The 17921-nt window shown below is 47.3% G+C and carries 15 protein-coding genes and 1 pseudogene; 5 read left to right on the top strand and 11 right to left on the bottom strand.

Features of this window, described 5'->3' with window-relative positions; genetic code table 11:
- Nucleotides 1–2: 2 nt before the first annotated feature.
- The 5 genes from ACWIP2_RS08135 to ACWIP2_RS08115 all read right to left on the bottom strand — a co-directional run bounded on the left by ACWIP2_RS08135 (nucleotide 3) and on the right by ACWIP2_RS08115 (nucleotide 7896).
- Nucleotides 3–1013, bottom strand: a complete 1011-nt coding sequence (locus ACWIP2_RS08135) for a stage II sporulation protein M (RefSeq protein WP_448519422.1) — start codon at nucleotides 1011–1013, stop codon at nucleotides 3–5.
- A 14-nt stretch (nucleotides 1014–1027) separates the two neighbouring features.
- Nucleotides 1028–1564 (bottom strand): D-glycero-alpha-D-manno-heptose-1,7-bisphosphate 7-phosphatase, encoded by a 537-nt coding sequence (locus ACWIP2_RS08130; RefSeq protein WP_448519421.1) that lies wholly within the window; start codon nucleotides 1562–1564, stop codon nucleotides 1028–1030.
- A 130-nt stretch (nucleotides 1565–1694) separates the two neighbouring features.
- Nucleotides 1695–4511 (bottom strand): carbamoyl-phosphate synthase large subunit, encoded by a 2817-nt coding sequence (gene carB / locus ACWIP2_RS08125; RefSeq protein ID WP_448519420.1) that lies wholly within the window; start codon nucleotides 4509–4511, stop codon nucleotides 1695–1697.
- A gap of 497 nt (nucleotides 4512–5008) precedes the next feature.
- On the bottom strand, nucleotides 5009–5746 hold the full coding sequence (locus tag ACWIP2_RS08120) for a (Fe-S)-binding protein (protein WP_448519419.1): 738 nt from the start codon (nucleotides 5744–5746) through the stop codon (nucleotides 5009–5011).
- 8 nt (nucleotides 5747–5754) lie between these two features.
- Nucleotides 5755–7896: a tetratricopeptide repeat protein gene (locus tag ACWIP2_RS08115; protein WP_448519418.1), complete on the bottom strand. Its 2142-nt coding sequence runs from the start codon at nucleotides 7894–7896 to the stop codon at nucleotides 5755–5757.
- A gap of 105 nt (nucleotides 7897–8001) precedes the next feature.
- Between ACWIP2_RS08115 and ACWIP2_RS08110 the strand changes: the two genes are divergently transcribed.
- Nucleotides 8002–9225: a glycosyltransferase gene (locus tag ACWIP2_RS08110; RefSeq protein WP_448519417.1), complete on the top strand. Its 1224-nt coding sequence runs from the start codon at nucleotides 8002–8004 to the stop codon at nucleotides 9223–9225.
- Here the strand turns inward: ACWIP2_RS08110 and ffh are convergent.
- Genes ffh through ACWIP2_RS08095 form a run of 3 tightly spaced genes read right to left on the bottom strand, consistent with a single transcriptional unit; the run spans nucleotide 9209 to nucleotide 11864 of the window.
- The gene (ffh, locus tag ACWIP2_RS08105; RefSeq protein ID WP_448519416.1) at nucleotides 9209–10537 is read right to left on the bottom strand and encodes a signal recognition particle protein; all 1329 of its coding nucleotides are present in this window, start codon (nucleotides 10535–10537) and stop codon (nucleotides 9209–9211) included. The two genes, ACWIP2_RS08110 and ffh, sit on opposite strands and share 17 nt — an antisense overlap.
- A 14-nt stretch (nucleotides 10538–10551) precedes the next feature.
- A complete protein-coding gene (locus ACWIP2_RS08100; RefSeq protein WP_448519415.1) occupies nucleotides 10552–11250 on the bottom strand; it encodes a potassium channel family protein in 699 nt (232 codons plus the stop codon).
- Entirely contained in the window at nucleotides 11247–11864 is a 618-nt protein-coding gene (locus tag ACWIP2_RS08095) for a uridine kinase family protein (protein ID WP_448519414.1), read from the bottom strand. The genes ACWIP2_RS08100 and ACWIP2_RS08095 overlap by 4 nt, the downstream gene beginning before the upstream one ends.
- Nucleotides 11865–12041: 177 nt before the next feature.
- Here ACWIP2_RS08095 and ACWIP2_RS08090 point away from each other — a divergent pair, with 177 nt between their 5' ends.
- Entirely contained in the window at nucleotides 12042–13058 is a 1017-nt protein-coding gene (locus tag ACWIP2_RS08090; RefSeq protein WP_448519413.1) for a DHH family phosphoesterase, read from the top strand.
- Between the two features lie 51 nt (nucleotides 13059–13109).
- On the top strand, nucleotides 13110–14000 hold the full coding sequence (locus tag ACWIP2_RS08085) for an FKBP-type peptidyl-prolyl cis-trans isomerase (protein WP_448519412.1): 891 nt from the start codon (nucleotides 13110–13112) through the stop codon (nucleotides 13998–14000).
- A 375-nt stretch (nucleotides 14001–14375) separates the two neighbouring features.
- Here ACWIP2_RS08085 and ACWIP2_RS08080 read toward each other — a convergent pair whose 3' ends face one another.
- The gene (locus ACWIP2_RS08080) at nucleotides 14376–14705 is read right to left on the bottom strand and encodes a tetratricopeptide repeat protein (protein WP_448519411.1); all 330 of its coding nucleotides are present in this window, start codon (nucleotides 14703–14705) and stop codon (nucleotides 14376–14378) included.
- Nucleotides 14706–14842: 137 nt separating this feature from the next.
- Here ACWIP2_RS08080 and ACWIP2_RS08075 point away from each other — a divergent pair, with 137 nt between their 5' ends.
- Complete coding sequence (locus ACWIP2_RS08075; RefSeq protein ID WP_448519410.1) at nucleotides 14843–15574, top strand: electron transfer flavoprotein subunit beta/FixA family protein; 732 nt, start codon at nucleotides 14843–14845, stop codon at nucleotides 15572–15574.
- 27 nt (nucleotides 15575–15601) lie between these two features.
- Entirely contained in the window at nucleotides 15602–16555 is a 954-nt protein-coding gene (locus ACWIP2_RS08070; protein WP_448519409.1) for an electron transfer flavoprotein subunit alpha/FixB family protein, read from the top strand.
- A 74-nt stretch (nucleotides 16556–16629) separates the two neighbouring features.
- Here the strand turns inward: ACWIP2_RS08070 and ACWIP2_RS08065 are convergent, their stop codons facing one another.
- Nucleotides 16630–17385 carry an LOG family protein gene (locus tag ACWIP2_RS08065; protein WP_448519408.1) on the bottom strand — a complete coding sequence of 252 codons (756 nt, stop codon included), beginning with the start codon at nucleotides 17383–17385 and terminating at the stop codon, nucleotides 16630–16632.
- Between the two features lie 71 nt (nucleotides 17386–17456).
- Nucleotides 17457–17921: pseudogene (locus ACWIP2_RS08060) on the bottom strand (serine hydrolase); the annotation flags it as partial.

Here is a 17921-nt window from a genome sequence, read left to right as displayed (position 1 = left end):
GTTTAGTTATTGCTGTTTTGATATTCCTGTTCGTTGGCGTAGCCGATTTTCTTGACTAACTGTATCGGATAAATTACAAAATACCACACAATGAATGCCGCCGATCCGATGATGATACCTGCTTTGAGGAATGCGGGCATTTCGGTCAGGCGGGTAATATAGCTTTCCAGAAAGCCTGCCATGACAAACACCGGCACCAGCCCTACAATGATTTTCAATCCTTTTTTTGCTCCAATCTTAAAAGCCTCGCGGCGCGGATAAGTACCCGGAAACAAAAAACTGTTGCCCATTACTATGCCCGCCGTACCTGCGATTACGACAGCGGAAATTTCGAGCGTACCGTGAATCCAAATCGTCAGGAATGAATCCAGAAACAGCCCGCGCTCATAGAAAAAGTACTGGAAAGCGCCCACCATGATGCCGTTGCTCAGCATGATCCATAGTGTGAGGATAGGGGTAAACAAGCCGCCCGCAAAGGCATAAAATGAAACGCGCACATTATTGAATGTGATTGCCATGAACATATCGGCGCGTCCCATGCTTTTGTAAACAGCCATTGGGTCGTTGTTTTTGATATTTTCCAGCGTCATGTTTACATAAGCATCACCCAAGATCAGCCGACAAAAACTCTCATCGTGTGCAGAAGAAATAACACCTATGCCAACAGCCAGCAGAAAAAACAGCGTTGCAAAAAGCAACTGCCTATGCACGCTTTGGAAGAGCAGCGGCAGCTCAGTTTTCCAAAACTGCACAATGCGCCCTGCATCTTCGCGTTTGTTGCGGTAGAGCAGCCGATGCGCTTTGGCCGCCATTTGGTTCAGGTAGGCAGTTGTTCGGCTTTCGGGATAGAACGTGCGGGCATAAGCCAAGTCGTCCGTAAGCTGGATGAACATGTCTGCCAGTGCATCAGGATCGGTTGTTTCCCTTTCTGCACCGGGTTTTAGGTTCAGTGCCTGCTCAAATCTTTGCCAGCGTTCAGTATTTCGCTGAATGAAAACGGCTTCGCGCAACATGATGCCGTAAAATGCTATTTTTTTAGTGCATTTGCAAAAATAGCGGCAAGCTCTTGCCAGTTTTCGGCTGAAAAATCGGGGTGTATGTCTGCAGGCATTTGTTCGCTGCCAAATAGTAGGGTGCGCATACCTGCCTTTTTGCCGAATTGCATATCGCTTGCCGTATCGCCAATTATCAGCGAACTGCTAAGTACTATTTCGGGGAAATCCTGCACCGCCCGCAGCGCCATGCCAATCTCAGGTTTACGGTCGGGGTGATTATCCGCAGCCAGCGCGGGGCAGTGATATACGCGATCAATCATTGGCAATTTTTGCAGCATAAAAGCATGAATAGCCGCCAAATCTGCTTCGCTCATAAGCCCTTTGCCGATGCCCTGTTGATTGGTTACGACTACCACGCGGGCAAACAGCGGACGCAATTGCGCCAGCGTTTCCGCTACATTGGGAAGCAGGATAAAATCGTTGACAGTCTTGACGTAGCCGCCTACAATCCGACGATTGATTACTCCATCGCGATCGAGAAAAAGGGCGCTTGTAGCAGGGTTGAACATTTGAGAATACAAGTATTAAGATTTCAGTCAGACCCACAGGGTCTGACCGTGATTGAAATACTGTTTTTAATTCAAAAAATCAGCAAAAATCTGTGTCATCCGCAGTCGTCAGCGTTCTCAATAGGCAAAACTATCGGCTCAAATACAGGTTTCGCTCCGCGTAGAGTTGCAGGAATTTATCATCGTCCAGATCACTGATGAAGTAGATCGCTTCGCCTGTGGACTTCATTTCGGGCCCTAACTCCTTGTTCACACCCGGGAACTTGTTGAACGAGAACACCGGAATTTTAATAGCGTATCCTTCGCGATGCGGATTGAACGTAAAATCTTTGATTTTTTTCGTTCCCAGCATCACCTTCGTAGCATAATTTACATAAGGTTCGCGGTAGGCTTTGCAAATAAACGGCACGGTACGGCTGGCGCGTGGGTTTGCCTCGATTACGTACACAACGTCGTTTTTAATAGCAAACTGAATGTTGATCAGACCAACGGTTTTCAGCGCAAGCGCGATGGTGCGGGTATGGTCGCGGATCTGCTTGAGCACTAAATCGCCGAGGTTGAACGGCGGCAACACGGCATTGGAGTCGCCTGAGTGGATTCCGGCAGGCTCAATATGTTCCATGATACCGATGATGTACACATCTTCGCCGTCGCAGATCGCATCGGCTTCGGCTTCAATTGCTCCGTCTAAAAAGTGATCGAGCAGTACGCGGTTGTCAGGGTCTTGGTTTAAAATATTGACAACATGCTGCTCCAATTCCTGATCGTTGATAACAATTTTCATGCTTTGCCCGCCGAGTACGTAGCTGGGGCGCACCAGCAGCGGATAGCCCAACTCTTTGGCGAGGTCTGAAGCCTGATCGGCATCTTCAATTACTCCGTAGGCAGGGTAGGGGATTTTATGCGCTTTCAGCAAATCGGAAAATTTACCGCGATCTTCCGCCAAATCGAGGCTTTCAAAGTCCGTTCCGATGATCTTGATGCCGTAGCGGTGCAGTTTTTCGGCTAATTTGAGGGCAGTTTGTCCGCCTAACTGAACAATTACGCCTTCGGGTTCTTCGTGTTCAACAAGGTCAATGAGGTGCTCCCAGAAAACCGGCTCGAAGTAGAGTTTATCGGAAATATCGGGGTCGGTGGAAACAGTTTCGGGGTTGCAGTTCATCATGATGGTTTCATAACCCTCTTCGCGGGCAGCCAGTACGCCGTGTACGCAGGAGTAGTCGAACTCGATGCCCTGCCCGATGCGGTTTGGCCCTGAACCCAGTACGATGATTTTTTTGCGGTCGGAGCGTATTGATTCGTTTTCGCTCTCTTCAAACGTGCTGTAATAATAAGGAGTCTTTGCCTCAAATTCAGCGGCGCAGGTATCTACACATTTATATACACGGTTGATATTCAGCGCTTTGCGACGGGCGCGCACTTCGCTTTCCAAACAGCGCAACAAGTGTCCTAATTGACGGTCGGAATAGCCTTTTTGCTTGGCAGTTAAAAATAATTGACGCGGCAGGGTTTCGAGCGTATATTTTTGAATTTCTTTTTCCAACAAGACCAATTCCTCGATTTGGCTCAAAAACCAGCGGTCAATTTTGGTCAGTTTTTGGATGGTTCTGAAAGCGATGCCCATTTTGAAGGCATCGTAGATATGGAACAGGCGATTCCAACTGGGATGCGCGAGGCTTTTCAGGATGGCTTCTTGGTCTGTTAGCTCTTTGCCGTCGGCCCCCAGCCCGTTGCGGCGGATTTCCAGCGACTGACAGGCTTTTTGCAGCGCTTCTTGAAAGTTTCTGCCAATGCCCATCGCTTCGCCTACGGATTTCATTTGTAGCCCCAGTTCGGTATTGGCCCCACGGAATTTATCGAAGTTCCAGCGCGGAATTTTGACGATTACATAGTCTAATGCAGGCTCAAAATAGGCGGAAGTCGTTTTTGTAATCGGGTTGATGAGTTCGTCCAGATTGTAGCCGATGGCGAGTTTGGCAGCAATTTTAGCGATTGGGTAGCCTGTTGCTTTGGATGCCAGCGCTGAGGAGCGGCTTACACGCGGATTGATTTCAACGGCAACAATAGTATCGTCCACCGGATTGACGGCAAACTGTACGTTGCAGCCGCCGGCAAACTGCCCGATGCCGTTCATCATCTTGATTGCCAGATCGCGCATTTGCTGATAGACCGTGTCAGGCAGCGTCATGGCAGGGGCAACGGTGATGGAGTCGCCCGTGTGTACGCCCATTGGGTCAAAGTTCTCGATGGAACAGATGATAATGATGTTTTGGTTGTTGTCGCGCAGGAGTTCTAGTTCGTATTCGCGCCAGCCGAGAATGCTCTGCTCTACGAGCACCTCGTGTACGGGCGAAGTTTGCAAACCATGTTGCAGCGCTTTGTCAAACTCTTCGGGGCTATTTACAAAGCCGCCGCCTGAGCCGCCGAGCGTAAACGAAGGGCGAATAACGAGCGGAAAGCCAATTTCCTGTGCAATTTCTTTGCCTTCCAGAAATGATTTGGCGGTGCGTCCTTTGCAGACGTTTACGCCCAATTCCAGCATTTTTTTGCGGAACAGTTCGCGGTCTTCGGTGGTGTTGATGGCGTTGATATCCACGCCGATAATTTTCACTCCGTATTTTTTCCAGATGCCTGCCTTTTCGCACTCAATGGCAAGATTGAGCGCCGTTTGTCCGCCCATCGTTGGCAGCACGGCATCAATTTTATGCTTTTCAAGAATTTTGACAATAGACTTTTTCTCTAACGGCATCAAATACACGTTGTCGGCGGTAACCGGGTCGGTCATAATGGTTGCTGGATTGGAGTTAATCAGCGTAACTTCAATGCCCTCTTCGCGCAGTGAACGCGCCGCCTGCGAACCGGAGTAGTCAAATTCGCAAGCCTGTCCGATGACAATAGGCCCGCTACCAATGATAAGCACGGATTTGATGTCTTGATTTTTCGGCATCTCAAATCAGATTTTACTTGGAAAAATGGATGAAAAGGAACTTCACAGGGCAGGACAAACGCGTGCGGTTGATACAAGCCCAAAAATTGGGCGAAATTAAACCATTTGGAAATGGTTTGTGCGATTAGAAAGGTTAAATCTTTTGGAATTATTGTCCGGAACGGGAATCTTTGAACGTGAGCCATCCTCGCACGCCACATTAAATTTTTGGAATGCTTGTTTCACAGATTCCTGTAGATTTTTATGAAAAAAATCAGTGTTCTAAATGTCGTTGCTTGTGCTGCATGAGGAGCAGACATTTTCAGCTTGCCCTGTGCTATTTTTCTGTGATGAAATATACCATGATGAATTGCATGATGGGTCAATCGAGGCTTTCTAAAAAGGCTGAATGTAGCACAGACTTCAATCTGTAGCTATTTGATTATCACGTGATTAACAAATAACAGGCTAAAGTCTGTGTTACTTTTTGGACAGCCTCAGAAAAAGGGAAATACAGCTTACAACCGACTGTTGAGAATCTCAGCTATGTGCATCACCCGCATATTGCTTTTCTGTCTTTTGAGCAAACCTTCCAGATGCATCAGGCAGGAAGTGTCCGTTCCTGTGATGACCTGCGTGCCTGCCGCTGTATGGTCTGCAATGCGGTCTAAGCCCATTTTGACGGATACAGCTTCTTCCGACACTGCAAAAGTTCCCCCAAAGCCACAGCATTCGTCTGTGCGGCGCAAAGTGGTAAGCTGAATGCCTTTTACTTTGCTCAGTAATTGCTCTACTTTGGAAAACGGCGGTGCTACCAGCTCAGATGATTGTGCCAGCCGCAGCCCGCGCTGCCCGTGGCAACTTTGGTGCAATCCTGTTCTGAAAGGGAAAGATGCGCCCAGATCTGTTATTTGTAGTACATCGGTCAAAAATTCGCAAAGTTCATAAGTGTGTTTGCGTACGTGCTGTACTTCCTCAGTTTGTGGCAGCGTGTCGTAGTGTTTGCGGATGTGGTACACGCATGAACCCGAAGGGGCTACGATGTATTCAAAATCAGTAAAATTTTTGACTAATAGCTGCATGGCAGGCAGCGCTTCGGATTCCATGCCGCTGTTTGCCATAGGTTGTCCGCAGCAGGTCTGATCTGTGGGGTAGCCAACTTGGATACCAAGCCGCTCGAAAATCTCGAGCGTAGCTATGGCTACCTGTGGATAAAACTGGTCAATATAGCAGGGAACAAATAATCCGATTTTCATAGATTGCCTTAAACTGCTTGAAGGGGTTGCAGCGGCAAATATACAGTAAAGGTAGAACCTACGCCCTTAGCGCTCTCTACTCTGATATCCCCTTGTAGCTCTTCAACCAATTGTTTAACAATAGCAAGTCCCAGCCCTGTGCTACTTTCGTTGCCAGTCGGGCTGGCACTCAGGCGCTTAAACTTGGTAAACAGCAGCTTTTGCTCGTCAATTGGAATGCCCTGCCCCTGATCTGTTACTTTGATGATTAAACGCTCCTGTTGCACGCCTGCGTAAAACTGCACTTTGTGGCCTGTAAAAGTGAATTTGATAGCATTGGAAACCAAATTATCAATAATGCGCAAAATCCATCTGGGGTCAGTTATCACCTGTGTATCTGCGTCGGTTTGCCACTCGAAGTCAATCTGTTTCTTTGCTGCGCGGTTCATGTGGAGCTGCAAACTCGGCTCTATTATCTCTTGCAGATTGACCTGCTCGAATTTGGGGGGATTGTAGCGCCCTTCGTGTGCATTGAGGAACAGAATATCGCCGATGAGCGACGTGCCGCGCTCAACGGAAAGCTCGATTAGTCGGAGGCATTCCAGTTGATGATCGTCCAGATTTTGCTGCATTTGGATGACTTCTGTCAAGCCTTTGATGCCGTCCAAAGGGGTTTTCAGGTCGTGTGCCATTACTCCCATTAGCCCGTCTTTTTCCCGATTGAGTTCTGTAAGATCTTCGTTGCTTTTTCTGAGGAGAGTAACGGTTTCTTCTAACTCTTTAGCTTTTTGGCGATAGGCACGGCTGCTTGCAGAAAGATCCTTGTTTATTTTTTCGATAGTTGCCTGCCGTTCGGCGAGTTGATCATTTTTTCGTCTAGTTTTCAACGAGACGTAAATCAGGCTTCCTATAATCATTATGAGGGACGCAATGATAACGATTGTTGCCTGACGGGCAGATTTTTGCGTTTCTGCTTCTGTTTTTTTGCGTTCCTGCTCTTTGCTAAGCTGTACTTGGGCTTCTTGTTTGTCTTTAAGTTCCTGTATGTATTTGAGTTCGATAGACTGGTTGACGCTGTTAGCAGTGTTGATGCTGTCTTTTAAGTTCCAGTGCATATTGAGCCATTTTAATGCGCTGTTGTAGTTGCCTGCTACGGAATCCAACTTGTAGAACAGCAGATAGGTAGTGAGCAGTTCCATTCTCGTCTGCGAGATATCGCCGATTCGTTTTGCTTGTTCAAGTGTTTTTTTAGCATCCTTAAGTCGCCTCAAACCAATATAGGCTTGTGCTAACGAGTTGAGCGATCGAACGTGCTGCCAGTTACTCGTTCCTATGGCAAGAGAGTTGGAGGCAATTGCATAGCGGAGGGCATCGTCATATTGGCGGCGATCCGAATAAATATTGCTGATAGCAGACAGGGCAAAGGATGCGTTGTAATTTACATGGTTGGAAGATGCAAGTTCATAGGCTTTCCAATAGTAGTGTAGCGCCGAATCGCTATTGCCCGACTTGCGATGCGATTCCCCAATATCTGTCAGCGACGCAGTTGTGGCATATAAGTCGTTTTCCCTGCGGCGAATTTCGTAGGCTTGTCTGAAATAATAGCGTGCGCTGTCATAATCCCTGATATTGCTGCGAATCCGTCCGATATTGGTAATGGAGTTAGAAATACCGATATTATCGCCGATCGCTCTTCGCAGTTGCAGAGCGTTGTGAAAGTACTCTAAACTAATGAAAACATAGCCCTGATAGCTGTACAACAGCCCTATGTTATTTAAAGTACGTGCCAGATTGAGTGTGTCTATCTTGGGCAGGCTGACATAAATACTTTGTGCAAGTTGATAATGGCTGATTGCTTTGTCATATTTACCTTTATTGGTATAGACAATTCCCAAAATACGATAGGCGTTTGCTTGTAGTAATTCGTTGTTAGATTTCACAGCGCCATCCAGCGCACTCTTGGCGTAATGCATGGCTTCCTCGTTGAATGCATGTTGCCATGCAAAAGTGGCCATTTGCAAATAAATGCGTGTGCGGGCAGTATCGGATTGTACTTTCGACAGTTCTCTATTCAGGCTATCCAATAGCGGATGACTTGCCTGAGCATGTGCAAATGCACTGCTCAAAGCGAGGATTAATGCCCCTAAAATGGTTAGCAAGCTGCGTTTCAATGCTTGTTTTGTCGTTGAGTAGTCAGATAGGAATTATCGAGTATCTACAGACAAAAGTAGATAAAAAGTCTTACATTCGTTGCGAAAACCTGTCTGGTTTTACAAATGAAAGATATTGTCATTTTTTCGCACAGCCGCACCGATGGCGCGTATTCATCTACAGCTTTTTCGTTGGCTAAGGCGCTCGCTGCGCAGCGCCGCGTATTTTATATCGAGCAGCCGTTTACATGGAAAGATGTATGGAAGCAATGGAACACGGCGCCTATTCGCAATAGAAGGCAGGCAATAGGCGGCAGTCCGCTTTTTTACCGCCAAAAAGATTGGCCCGAAGGCTTTACTGCTATTGCGTTGCCGCCTTTTCTACCGGTAAATTTTCTGCCTGAAGGCAAATTTTATCGGCTATTGCAGATGATCAACGAGCGGCTGCTTTGGAAAGCGATTCGCCGACTTATCAGCCAATACCAACTGCGCGACTGGGTTTTTATGAATGTATATTATCCTTATGCAGGCTTTGATTTCCCCAAAGACCTACAGCCGCTTACAAAAATTTACTACTCGGTAGATGATATTTCGCAAGAACCTTACACTGCACGACACGGCGTTATAGGCGAGCAGCGCATCGTTGCTGCCTACGAACTTGTACTAACAACCAGCCGCACACTCTATAACAAACTACAGGCGTGGAATACTGCTACTTTCTATCTGCCCAACGCTGCCGACGTAACACTGTTCAGTCGTTCGGTTATGCAGGATTTTGTGCGCCCCGCCGATTTGCCGCCGCCTGATAAACCTTGCATTGGCTATGTAGGCAATGTAGATGCTGCCCGCAATGACTTTGCGCTGCTGGCCGGGCTGGCAGCAGCCTGTCCGGAGCTAAACGTCGTACTGATCGGACCGCTGAGTTCGCCGCAGGAGGCAGCGGCCGCAGGTTTGCGCCGGCTCTCCAATGTGTTCTTCTTGGGCAGCAAGCCAATGACAGAACTACCAGCCTATCTCCAACACATGCATTGTATGCTGATTCCGTTTCTTTGCAATACGCTGACCAAAAGTATTTATCCGCTGAAGATCAATGAATATCTGGCGGCGGGGAAGCCCGTTGTTGCAACAGCTTTTTCGGAAGACATTCGCTCATTTGGGCATGTGATTGAACTGGCAGACTCACAGGAGGATTTTATTGCTGCTGTACGCCGTTCTATAGCTACCGATACGCCCGATAAAGCCCGCCGGAGAATGCAAGTTGCCGCGCAGAACACTTGGGAGGCACGTGCGCGGCAATTGGAAATTATGATCGAGGATTTTCTTCAAAGCAATACTAACGGCGTTTCTTAGCCATTTTCTGCAACTGGGCAGGATTCATCTGGTTCATTTTCTTCATCATGTTGCGCATGGCATCAAACTGCTTGAGCAGGTTGTTGACCTGTACGACAGAGGTGCCGCTACCTGCCGCAATGCGTTTTTTGCGGCTGGCATTGTTCACCAATTCAGGATTGCTGCGCTCCTTAGGTGTCATCGAAAGGATAATAGCCTCGATTGGCTTAAAGGCATCATCGTCAATGGCAACATCTTTCATCATGGTGCTCATGCCGGGGATCATTCCTATGAGATCTTTGAGGTTGCCCATGCGCTTGATCTGCTGTAGTTGGCTGAGGAAGTCGTTGAAGTCGAGTTGATTCTTGCGGATTTTCTGATTGATGCGGCGGGCTTCATCCTCGTCAAAGGCACGCTGCGCACGCTCCACAAGCGAGAGTACGTCGCCCATGCCTAAAATTCGCTGCGCCATACGGTCGGGGTAGAAGTAGTCCAGTGCCTCCATTTTTTCCCCCGTACTGATAAACTTGATAGGTTTGTTTACCTCTGTGCGGATAGAAAGGGCAGCGCCGCCGCGTGCATCGCCATCTAATTTGGTCAGTACAACGCCGTCGTAGTTAATCCGTTCGTTGAATGCCACAGCCGTATTTACAGCATCCTGCCCTGTCATGGCATCTACTACAAAGAGTGTTTCAGAAGGTTGCAAGGCAGTTTTCAACTCGGCAATTTCGGTCATTAGCACCTCGTCGAGCGCAAGACGACCTGCCGTATCTACGATCACTATTTTTTTGCCTATAGCCTTTGCGTGTTGGATAGCGTTGCGGGCAATAGCTAATGCGTTTTTGCTGTCCGGTTCGGCATAAACCTCTACGCCGATCTGTCCGCCGAGTACTTTTAGCTGATCAATCGCAGCGGGGCGGTAGATGTCGCAGGCTACGAGCATCACCTGCCTGCCCTGACTTTTGAGCAGGTTGGCAAGTTTGCCCGCAAAAGTCGTTTTACCTGCACCGTTCAAACCTGCAATCATAATCACGGCAGGATCGCCTTTGATGTTCAGGTCGTGGCGCTCGCTGCCCATCAGTTCTACGAGCTTGTCGTAAACAATCTTTACAAACAACTCGTTCGGATTGACAGCAATGAGGACTTTCTGGCCTATGGCTTCGTCCTTGATTTGGTCGGTAATCTGTTTGGCGATTTTATAGTTCACGTCTGCCTCTACAAGTGCCTTTCGGATCTCTTTGACTGTAGTGGCGATGTTAATTTCAGTAATCGAGCCTTTGCCTTTCAGCGTTTTCAGCGCTTGGTTGAGCCGCTGCGACAGGTTTTCAAACATAGTCGGATATTTTTTTATTTGTTGAATTCAATGAATTTGACCACATCCTGCGATTTACCCAGCACGATGATCACGTCGGTGTATTCCAGTTCTGTATCTTCCGAAGGGCGAATGATGAGGTGTTCTACGGATCGTTTGCGGGCATCGAAATACTCTTCGTATTTGCGTTTGATAGCGATAAGCTCCAGCCGGAAGTTGTCTGCCAGTCCAATGTCTTTGAGCGAGCGTTTGAATACGCGGCGCGGCACCTGAATTTCTACGATTTCGTAGCTGTCGGGCAGTGGCAAAATTGCCTTCATATTCGGGTTGAGCAACATTTCGGCGACCATCATACCGATCTCTTCCTCAGGGGAAATAATTTCATTGATACCGAGTTTTTGCAGAATCAGTTTTTGCTGCTGGCTCATTGCCCGCGCAATAATGCGTTTGGCTTTTAGTTCGAGTAACTGTACAACCGTAAGCAGCAGCCCTTCAGTATTTTCGCCGATAGCTACCAGTACGGCATCCATATCGGCAATACTCTGCGAGCTGAGCGCCTTGAAATCAGTTGCATCAAGCGCTACAGCATAGGCAACATCGTCGCGGATTTCCTCAATCAGGTCAATGTCTTTGTCTATGGCAAGCACTTCAGCGCCCCTAGCCGCCAGATTGCGTGCTACCGAGTAGCCAAATTGACCCAATCCTATAACTGCAAAACGATTTCCGTTACTCATCCGAGTTTGTATCTTAAAAAGCCGATGACTACCTCCAATGCCCTGTCCGGGCTTCGATTGTTAGGCACGATCATATCTACCTCATTTTTGAGCGGGCTGATATAGCGCTCGTAGGCAGGCATTACGTGGTGCTCGTAGCGGTAGAGTACGTCGTCTAAGTCATAGCCGCGCTCTACGTTATCGCGCAGAATCCTCCGCTTGATTTTGATATGATCTTTTGCTTCTATGAAAATTTTCAGATCTATCAGCCTTGCAATTTCAGGAAAATAAAATACAAACAGCCCTTCAACAACAATAATCGGTCGTGGTTTAAAAACCAGCATCTTAGGTATAATTGCTGGATTGTTGAAGGTGTATTCTTTGCGCTGCACTTCGTAGCCATTGCGCAGTTGCATAATATCATGCACAAACTGCTGATCGTCTATAGATTCGGGTGTATCAAAGTTTTTAATGCCGTTTTCGTCTGTAGGTTGCTGGTCGCGGTCGCGGTAGTAGTTGTCCTGCGAAATGAGACAGATTGTATCTTCCCTAAAGGTGTACATCAACTTATTCAGGAAATAAGTTTTGCCCGAGCCGCTGCCCCCTGAAATACCGATTAAAAAAGGATGGTTCATAATCAGTTGCAAAATTAATGTGTTTCCTTGCATTTGCGCATGCTTTTTACTTAGTCGGTTTGCATACGATTTGTAATTGAATAGCATTCTTGCCAAATTTGCACGATATTGCCTGCTGAATCGGTATTTATCGGGTTGTCTTCAAATACCGTTGAATTTGGTTGATAATTACTGCGCATGTTAAGTATTGAATCGCTCGGGCAGGAACTTGCCGTACCTCGCAGAGTAGCCATTATTCCCCATCAAAAGCCTGATGCAGATGCACTGGGTTCGAGTTTGGCTTTGTGGGGTTTCCTGAGAAAAAAGGGGCATTCACCGACGGTGATTTCGCCTACAGACTATCCTGATTTTCTGTTTTGGATGCCCGGCAATGATTCGGTGATCAGCTATTCGGAGCAAACAAAAGAGGAATGTGCTAAAGCTATTGCCGATGCAGAAGTAATATTTTGTCTGGACTTCAATGACCCTAAACGCTGTGAGCCGCTCGATACTTTCTTGCATGCCAATACTTCGGCTATCAAAGCACTCATAGATCATCATCAGGACAAAAAAGATTTTGCAGATTTTGAATACTGCCGCGTAAGCGCCGCAGCTACTGCCGAACTGATCTACGAATTCATTGGGCTGATTGGCAGCCACAACGATATAGATACTGATATTGCTTCCTGCATCTATGCGGGTATCCTGACCGATACAGGCAGTTTTAAATACCCGGCTACAACGGCAGCCATCCATCGCATTGTTGCAGACCTCTTGGAAACAGGCATAGACCACACAGCTATCCATCGCAATATCTATGATACCAGCACCTTAGATCGCCTCAAACTTAAAGGATTTGCATTGAGCGAGCGTCTGAAAGTAATTCCCGATCTGCAAACAGCTTATTTTATCCTTTCAAAAGCTGACTTGGGGCGTTTCCGCCACCAGACAGGGGACACAGAAGGACTTGTCAATTATGGACTTTCGATCAAAGGTATCAAACTTGCTGTCATCCTTAAAGAAGACGAGGGCTTCGTTAAAATGTCGCTGCGTTCGGTAGGCAATCTCTCTGTCAATGAGATGGCGCGTACTTATTTCAATGGCGGCGGCCATATGAACGCAGCAGGCGGACGGCTCGATATGTCCATACAAGACGCTGAGGCTACCTTCCTTGAGGTATTATCGGCATACAAATCCATCTTAGCTGAGAGTTAATTACTATTTTCGCATCAAATTTCCACTTAAACACTAATTTTGATAGCATTCATGTTCAAATCTTTTATTTCAGTTTCGTGCGCAGTTGCCGCATTTGCTTTGTTGACAGGTTGCGGTCAGGGCGGCAGTAGCATTAAAACGCTGCCCAATGGTTTGCGTTATGCCAATCACACCAATAATAAAGGTGAAACAGCAAAAGCCGGCGAGTATATGTCGCTGCATTTCCAGATGTGGGGCACTAATGCAGAGGGAAAAGATACCCTCTTGCAAGATACCCGTGCGCTTGGCGAACCGATGATTCTCATGCCTGATAATCCTGCCATCGGACGTATTGGAGAAGGATTGCAGCGGGTTGTAAAGGGCGATAGCGTATCCTTCTACGAATCTGTGGACTCCTTGTATGGACAAATGGTGCCGCCATTTCTGAAAAAAGGCAGCAACATTCGTTTCGATATGAAAATCATAGACATCATGAACCAGCAGGCGCTGGAAGCCATGATGGAGAAACGCCAGCGCGAGCAAGTAGGCAAAGATGAAGAAATAATTAAGAAGTTTCTTGCCGATAAGGGCATCAGCAATGCGCAGCGCACCAGCTCCGGATTGTATTACACGATTGACAAAGAAGGTACAGGCCCTCAGCCTAAAAAAGGCGATGAGGTACAGACCCACTACACTGGTTCTATCATACCTACCGAGCGCAAGTTTGACTCTTCTCTGGATCCGGGACGCGGCGAGCCGTTGAAATTCTCCTGCGGCGTAGGACAGATGATTCCCGGCTTCGACGAGGGTGTTATGCTGATGAAGCAAGGCGGCAAGGCAACTTTTTATCTGCCTTCTGCTTTGGGTTATGGCCCGCAGTCGCCTTCACCTGATATTCCAGCGAATAGCATCCTGCGTTTTGAGGTAGAACTTGTTTCCGTGAAACCGGCATCTGCGCAATAGGTAATACCTGCCTAAGGCATTTTTAGAGGCTGTCCAAAAAAAGTAGCACGGACTTTAGTCTGTGATTGGTTAATCACTTGATAATCAAACAGCTACAGACTGAAGTCTGCGCTACATTCAGTCTTCTTGGACAGCCTACGAGATAAAAGGCTGCATGGTAGATGATTTATTTTATTATAAGACCTGTGTTCAGGTCGTGGATAAAAGTTTGGAGTCGTATCGGGTGGTTAAGAGTTTTGGCTCTTTTACTACACAGGAAACAGCGCTCATCCATTAGGCAAAAGCCCAGATAGAAACCTATCAGACTATCAGAGCTTATATCAGAACTTAAAATCGCTTGATTTTTCAAATACAATACAAGCAAAAGATGCAACTTTAGTCGTCCCAATCGTCCTGCCACTGCCTGTAGGCGCGTTGCAGTTCGTTGAGCGCATGGCGGTCTTGTATTTTTTGGCAAACAGCAATTCCTTTTTCGTAAGTGGCAATCGCTTCATCGTTGCGTCCCGCTTCGCGGTACATCGCCGCCAAGTGGTAATAGGTGGCTGTATAGTCGGGTTGGTTGGCTGCCAACTGCTCCAACATTTGCAAGGCTTTAGCAGGTTCGTCCTTGCGGTATTCCATAGCGACCGCATAAATCAAAAAAGCATCATCTGGCTCATTTGCAAGCATTTGCAGCAACTCTTGCAATCTTTCTTCGGATTTCATCAAACAATGCGGTTTAAGAAAATGTTATGCAAGCATAATATTTTTGGGCAAATCCTTTGATTTCATCTAAAGGATGGCTTAATTCGCAAAACAAATAAAGTACACCGAAAATTCATCTTTTCCATTAGCCTAATGATATGAAAATCTTAGTTTGTATCAGCCACGTACCGGACACAAACGCTAAAATTCCGTTTAAAGACGGAAAGCCAGACCTAAACGGCATCAGCTTTGTCATCGCTCCTTATGATGACTTTGCGCTGGCGCGCGCCGTAGAGTTGCGCGACCAAACCAAAGGCAAACTCACTGTGCTGAACGTAGGTTTGGCAGATACAGAGCCAACCATTCGCAAAGCGCTGGCTATTGGCGCAGACGATGCTATTCGCGTTAATGCGCATCCGCACGATGCCTTCTATGTAGCCTCGCAAATTGCAGCTATTGCTAAACAAGAAAATTACGATCTGATCTTGATGGGGCGCGAAAGCAGCGACTTCAACGGCGGGCAGGTACATGGCATGGTTGCCGAAATGCTGGGCTTGCCTTGCGTAGTGCCTTGCATGAAGTTAGATTTGAACGGCAACGTGGCTACGATGCAGCGCGAAATTGAAGGCGGCAAAGAAATTGTAGAAGTGGCTACTCCGTTCGTAGCCGGCTGCCAAGAACCTATCGCCGAGTGGAAAATTCCAAACATGCGCGGCATTATGTCGGCTAAAACCAAGCCGTTGAAAGTAGTTGAGCCTGTGGCAGTAGAAAACTACACCCATGTTAGTAAATACGAAATGCCCCCGCAACGCAGCGGCGTGAAGATGATTGACAAAGACAACATCGGTGAACTGGTGCGCCTGTTGCGCGAAGAAGCAAAAGTTCTTTAATTTCAACCACTAAATAACTATCTGAAAATGAGCAACGTATTGATATATGTAGAAGCCGAAAACGGCGCTGCAAAAAAATCTTCGCTGGAAGCGGTCAGCTATGGGGCTGCCGTAGCCGAAATGCTGGGCGGGCAAGCAATCGCCATAGCCACTGCCGACCTTTCAGCCGACCATGCGGGCGAAGTTGCCAAATTTGGCGCGGACAAAATATTGCACTACGGCGGAACGGTCGCACAAGGCAGCCAAATTGCAGAGTTGGTAGCCGCCGCCGCACAACAAGAAAACGCTTCGGTGGTCATTACCGCAAAATCTATCAATGCCGATTTGGCCGTGCCGATGATTGGCGTCAAGCTCAAGGCCGCCGTAGCGACCAACGTAACCGCGCTGCCCGATTTGTCTAACGGTTTCACCGTAACGCGCGCTGCCTACACAGGCAAGGCTATTACGCAAGTTTCTTTGACCGGCTCGGTAAAAGTATTAAGCATTAAGAAAAATGCTTCCGGCATGAAGGAATATAATAAAACGCTTGTGGTAGAACTTTTTAACACAAGCATTAGCTCAAGCAAAATCACTGTAAAGGAAGTCAAAAAGCAAACCGGTGAGGTTTTGTTGCCCGAAGCCGATATTGTAGTTTCTGCCGGTCGCGGACTGAAAGGCCCCGAAAACTGGGGCATGATTGAAGAACTTGCCAAAACCTTAGGTGCTGCTACAGCCTGCTCTAAACCCGTGAGCGACATGGACTGGCGACCGCACCATGAACACGTTGGGCAAACAGGCATCAAAGTGAGCCCCAACTTGTACTTTGCCATTGGCATTTCAGGGGCTATTCAGCACTTGGCGGGTGTAAACTCTTCCAAAGTGATCGTTGTAGTTAACAAAGACCCTGAAGCGCCTTTCTTTAAGTCTGCTGATTATGGCATTGTTGGCGACGCTTTTGAGGTGGTGCCTAAGTTGAATGAAGCCTTGAAAGCCGCTTTGTAAATGTTAAATTTTTAGCAAAATAAATTCGCCTGACACGTTTTAAGCGCGTCAGGCGTAATTTTTTGGTCAAAAAATTACACTTCTAATTTCATGCGCACCTTAGCGATTTGCTCGCCCAGCCATGGCATTGGTTTCATGCGGCGATAGGTGAGATTGAAGCGCTCAATAGCATATTTTTTAATGTGCGCCATAGCTTCGTCTATTGAATCGGTCAGGCAGATGAGATTCATATCTTCCGGGCTAAGCGTGCCTTGTTCTACCATCATCTCCATAAAGTCAATCAAGCGTTTCCAATATGCGCCGCCGATAAGCACAATTGGAAAATTATCAATTTTTTTGGTTTGTATGAGCGTAAGTGTTTCAAAAAATTCATCCATCGTGCCTGCCCCGCCGGGCATCACCACAAAGGCATAGGAATATTTGAGCAACAACACTTTGCGCACGAAAAAATGCTCAATGGTTACCCACCTGTCCATGTAAGGATTGTGCGCTTGTTCGTGCGGCAGTTTGATGTTACATCCTACCGAGTAGCCGCCCGCTTCCTTAGCGCCCCGATTGGCGGCTTCCATAATGCCCGGACCGCCGCCCGTCATCACGGTAAAGCCCATTTTGGCTAATTGACGACCGACTTCCCGCGCTTGTATGTAGTAGGGGTGATGTTCGTTAAATCGCGCCGAGCCGAATACAGTTACACAAGGGCCTACAAAGTGTAATTTGCGGAAACCCTGAATAAAATCGGCTAATACTTTGAGCGTAAACAGAAACTCTGCACGCCTGCTTCGAGGACCTTCTAAAAATTTTTTATCGTCGTTATCTTCGTTTGTCGCCATACTTGTGAAAAAATGAAGCGAGATAGTAATGACCTTCGCGCATTGCTTTGTTTTCACAAAATACGAATAAATTATCGAATTACCTTATTGAGCTGTCCCCAAAGTTCGTTGTCAAAACTTGAAGCAGCTAATTGCATGTTGCCCGCCGACTCGCCCATGCGTATTACAACCAACCGTTGAGAGGGAACTATGTAAATTTTTTGGTCATTTTTACCTAATGCCGCATACATATCTGCGGGCGCATTGGGGACAAGCGCGCCGTTAAATACAAGCCTCACATTGGGCAGCATGTGTGCGCTTTTGCCGTTCAACCATGTCAGGTAGCCATAGGAAGGGTTCAATTGCTGCGAACTGTTAATCATATCGTTAAAATAAGCGCCATCGTCCAGAATGGGCGCGCCGTTCCACTTGCCCCGATTGAGCAACAGCAGCCCGAATCGCGCCATGCTGCGGGCATTGCTGAAATACACGTTGTTAAATCCTACTTTTAGCCACAAACCGCTCATGCCGATTCGGTTGCCGATAGTGCGTCGGAA

This window comes from Rhodoflexus sp. (assembly GCF_053489755.1).
This window is presented reverse-complemented; position numbering and strand designations above follow the sequence as displayed.

Excerpts from the sequence above, each read along its gene's own strand:
- ACWIP2_RS08135 (WP_448519422.1), bottom strand. The coding sequence starts at position 1,013 with ATGTTGCGCGAAGCCGTTTTCATTCAGCGAAATACTGAACGCTGGCAA.
- ACWIP2_RS08130 (WP_448519421.1), bottom strand. The coding sequence starts at position 1,564 with ATGTTCAACCCTGCTACAAGCGCCCTTTTTCTCGATCGCGATGGAGTA.
- carB (WP_448519420.1), bottom strand. The coding sequence starts at position 4,511 with ATGCCGAAAAATCAAGACATCAAATCCGTGCTTATCATTGGTAGCGGG.
- ACWIP2_RS08120 (WP_448519419.1), bottom strand. The coding sequence starts at position 5,746 with ATGAAAATCGGATTATTTGTTCCCTGCTATATTGACCAGTTTTATCCA.
- ACWIP2_RS08110 (WP_448519417.1), top strand. The coding sequence starts at position 8,002 with ATGAAAGATATTGTCATTTTTTCGCACAGCCGCACCGATGGCGCGTAT.
- ffh (WP_448519416.1), bottom strand. The coding sequence starts at position 10,537 with ATGTTTGAAAACCTGTCGCAGCGGCTCAACCAAGCGCTGAAAACGCTG.
- ACWIP2_RS08100 (WP_448519415.1), bottom strand. The coding sequence starts at position 11,250 with ATGAGTAACGGAAATCGTTTTGCAGTTATAGGATTGGGTCAATTTGGC.
- ACWIP2_RS08095 (WP_448519414.1), bottom strand. The coding sequence starts at position 11,864 with ATGAACCATCCTTTTTTAATCGGTATTTCAGGGGGCAGCGGCTCGGGC.
- ACWIP2_RS08090 (WP_448519413.1), top strand. The coding sequence starts at position 12,042 with ATGTTAAGTATTGAATCGCTCGGGCAGGAACTTGCCGTACCTCGCAGA.
- ACWIP2_RS08085 (WP_448519412.1), top strand. The coding sequence starts at position 13,110 with ATGTTCAAATCTTTTATTTCAGTTTCGTGCGCAGTTGCCGCATTTGCT.
- ACWIP2_RS08080 (WP_448519411.1), bottom strand. The coding sequence starts at position 14,705 with ATGAAATCCGAAGAAAGATTGCAAGAGTTGCTGCAAATGCTTGCAAAT.
- ACWIP2_RS08075 (WP_448519410.1), top strand. The coding sequence starts at position 14,843 with ATGAAAATCTTAGTTTGTATCAGCCACGTACCGGACACAAACGCTAAA.
- ACWIP2_RS08070 (WP_448519409.1), top strand. The coding sequence starts at position 15,602 with ATGAGCAACGTATTGATATATGTAGAAGCCGAAAACGGCGCTGCAAAA.
- ACWIP2_RS08065 (WP_448519408.1), bottom strand. The coding sequence starts at position 17,385 with ATGGCGACAAACGAAGATAACGACGATAAAAAATTTTTAGAAGGTCCT.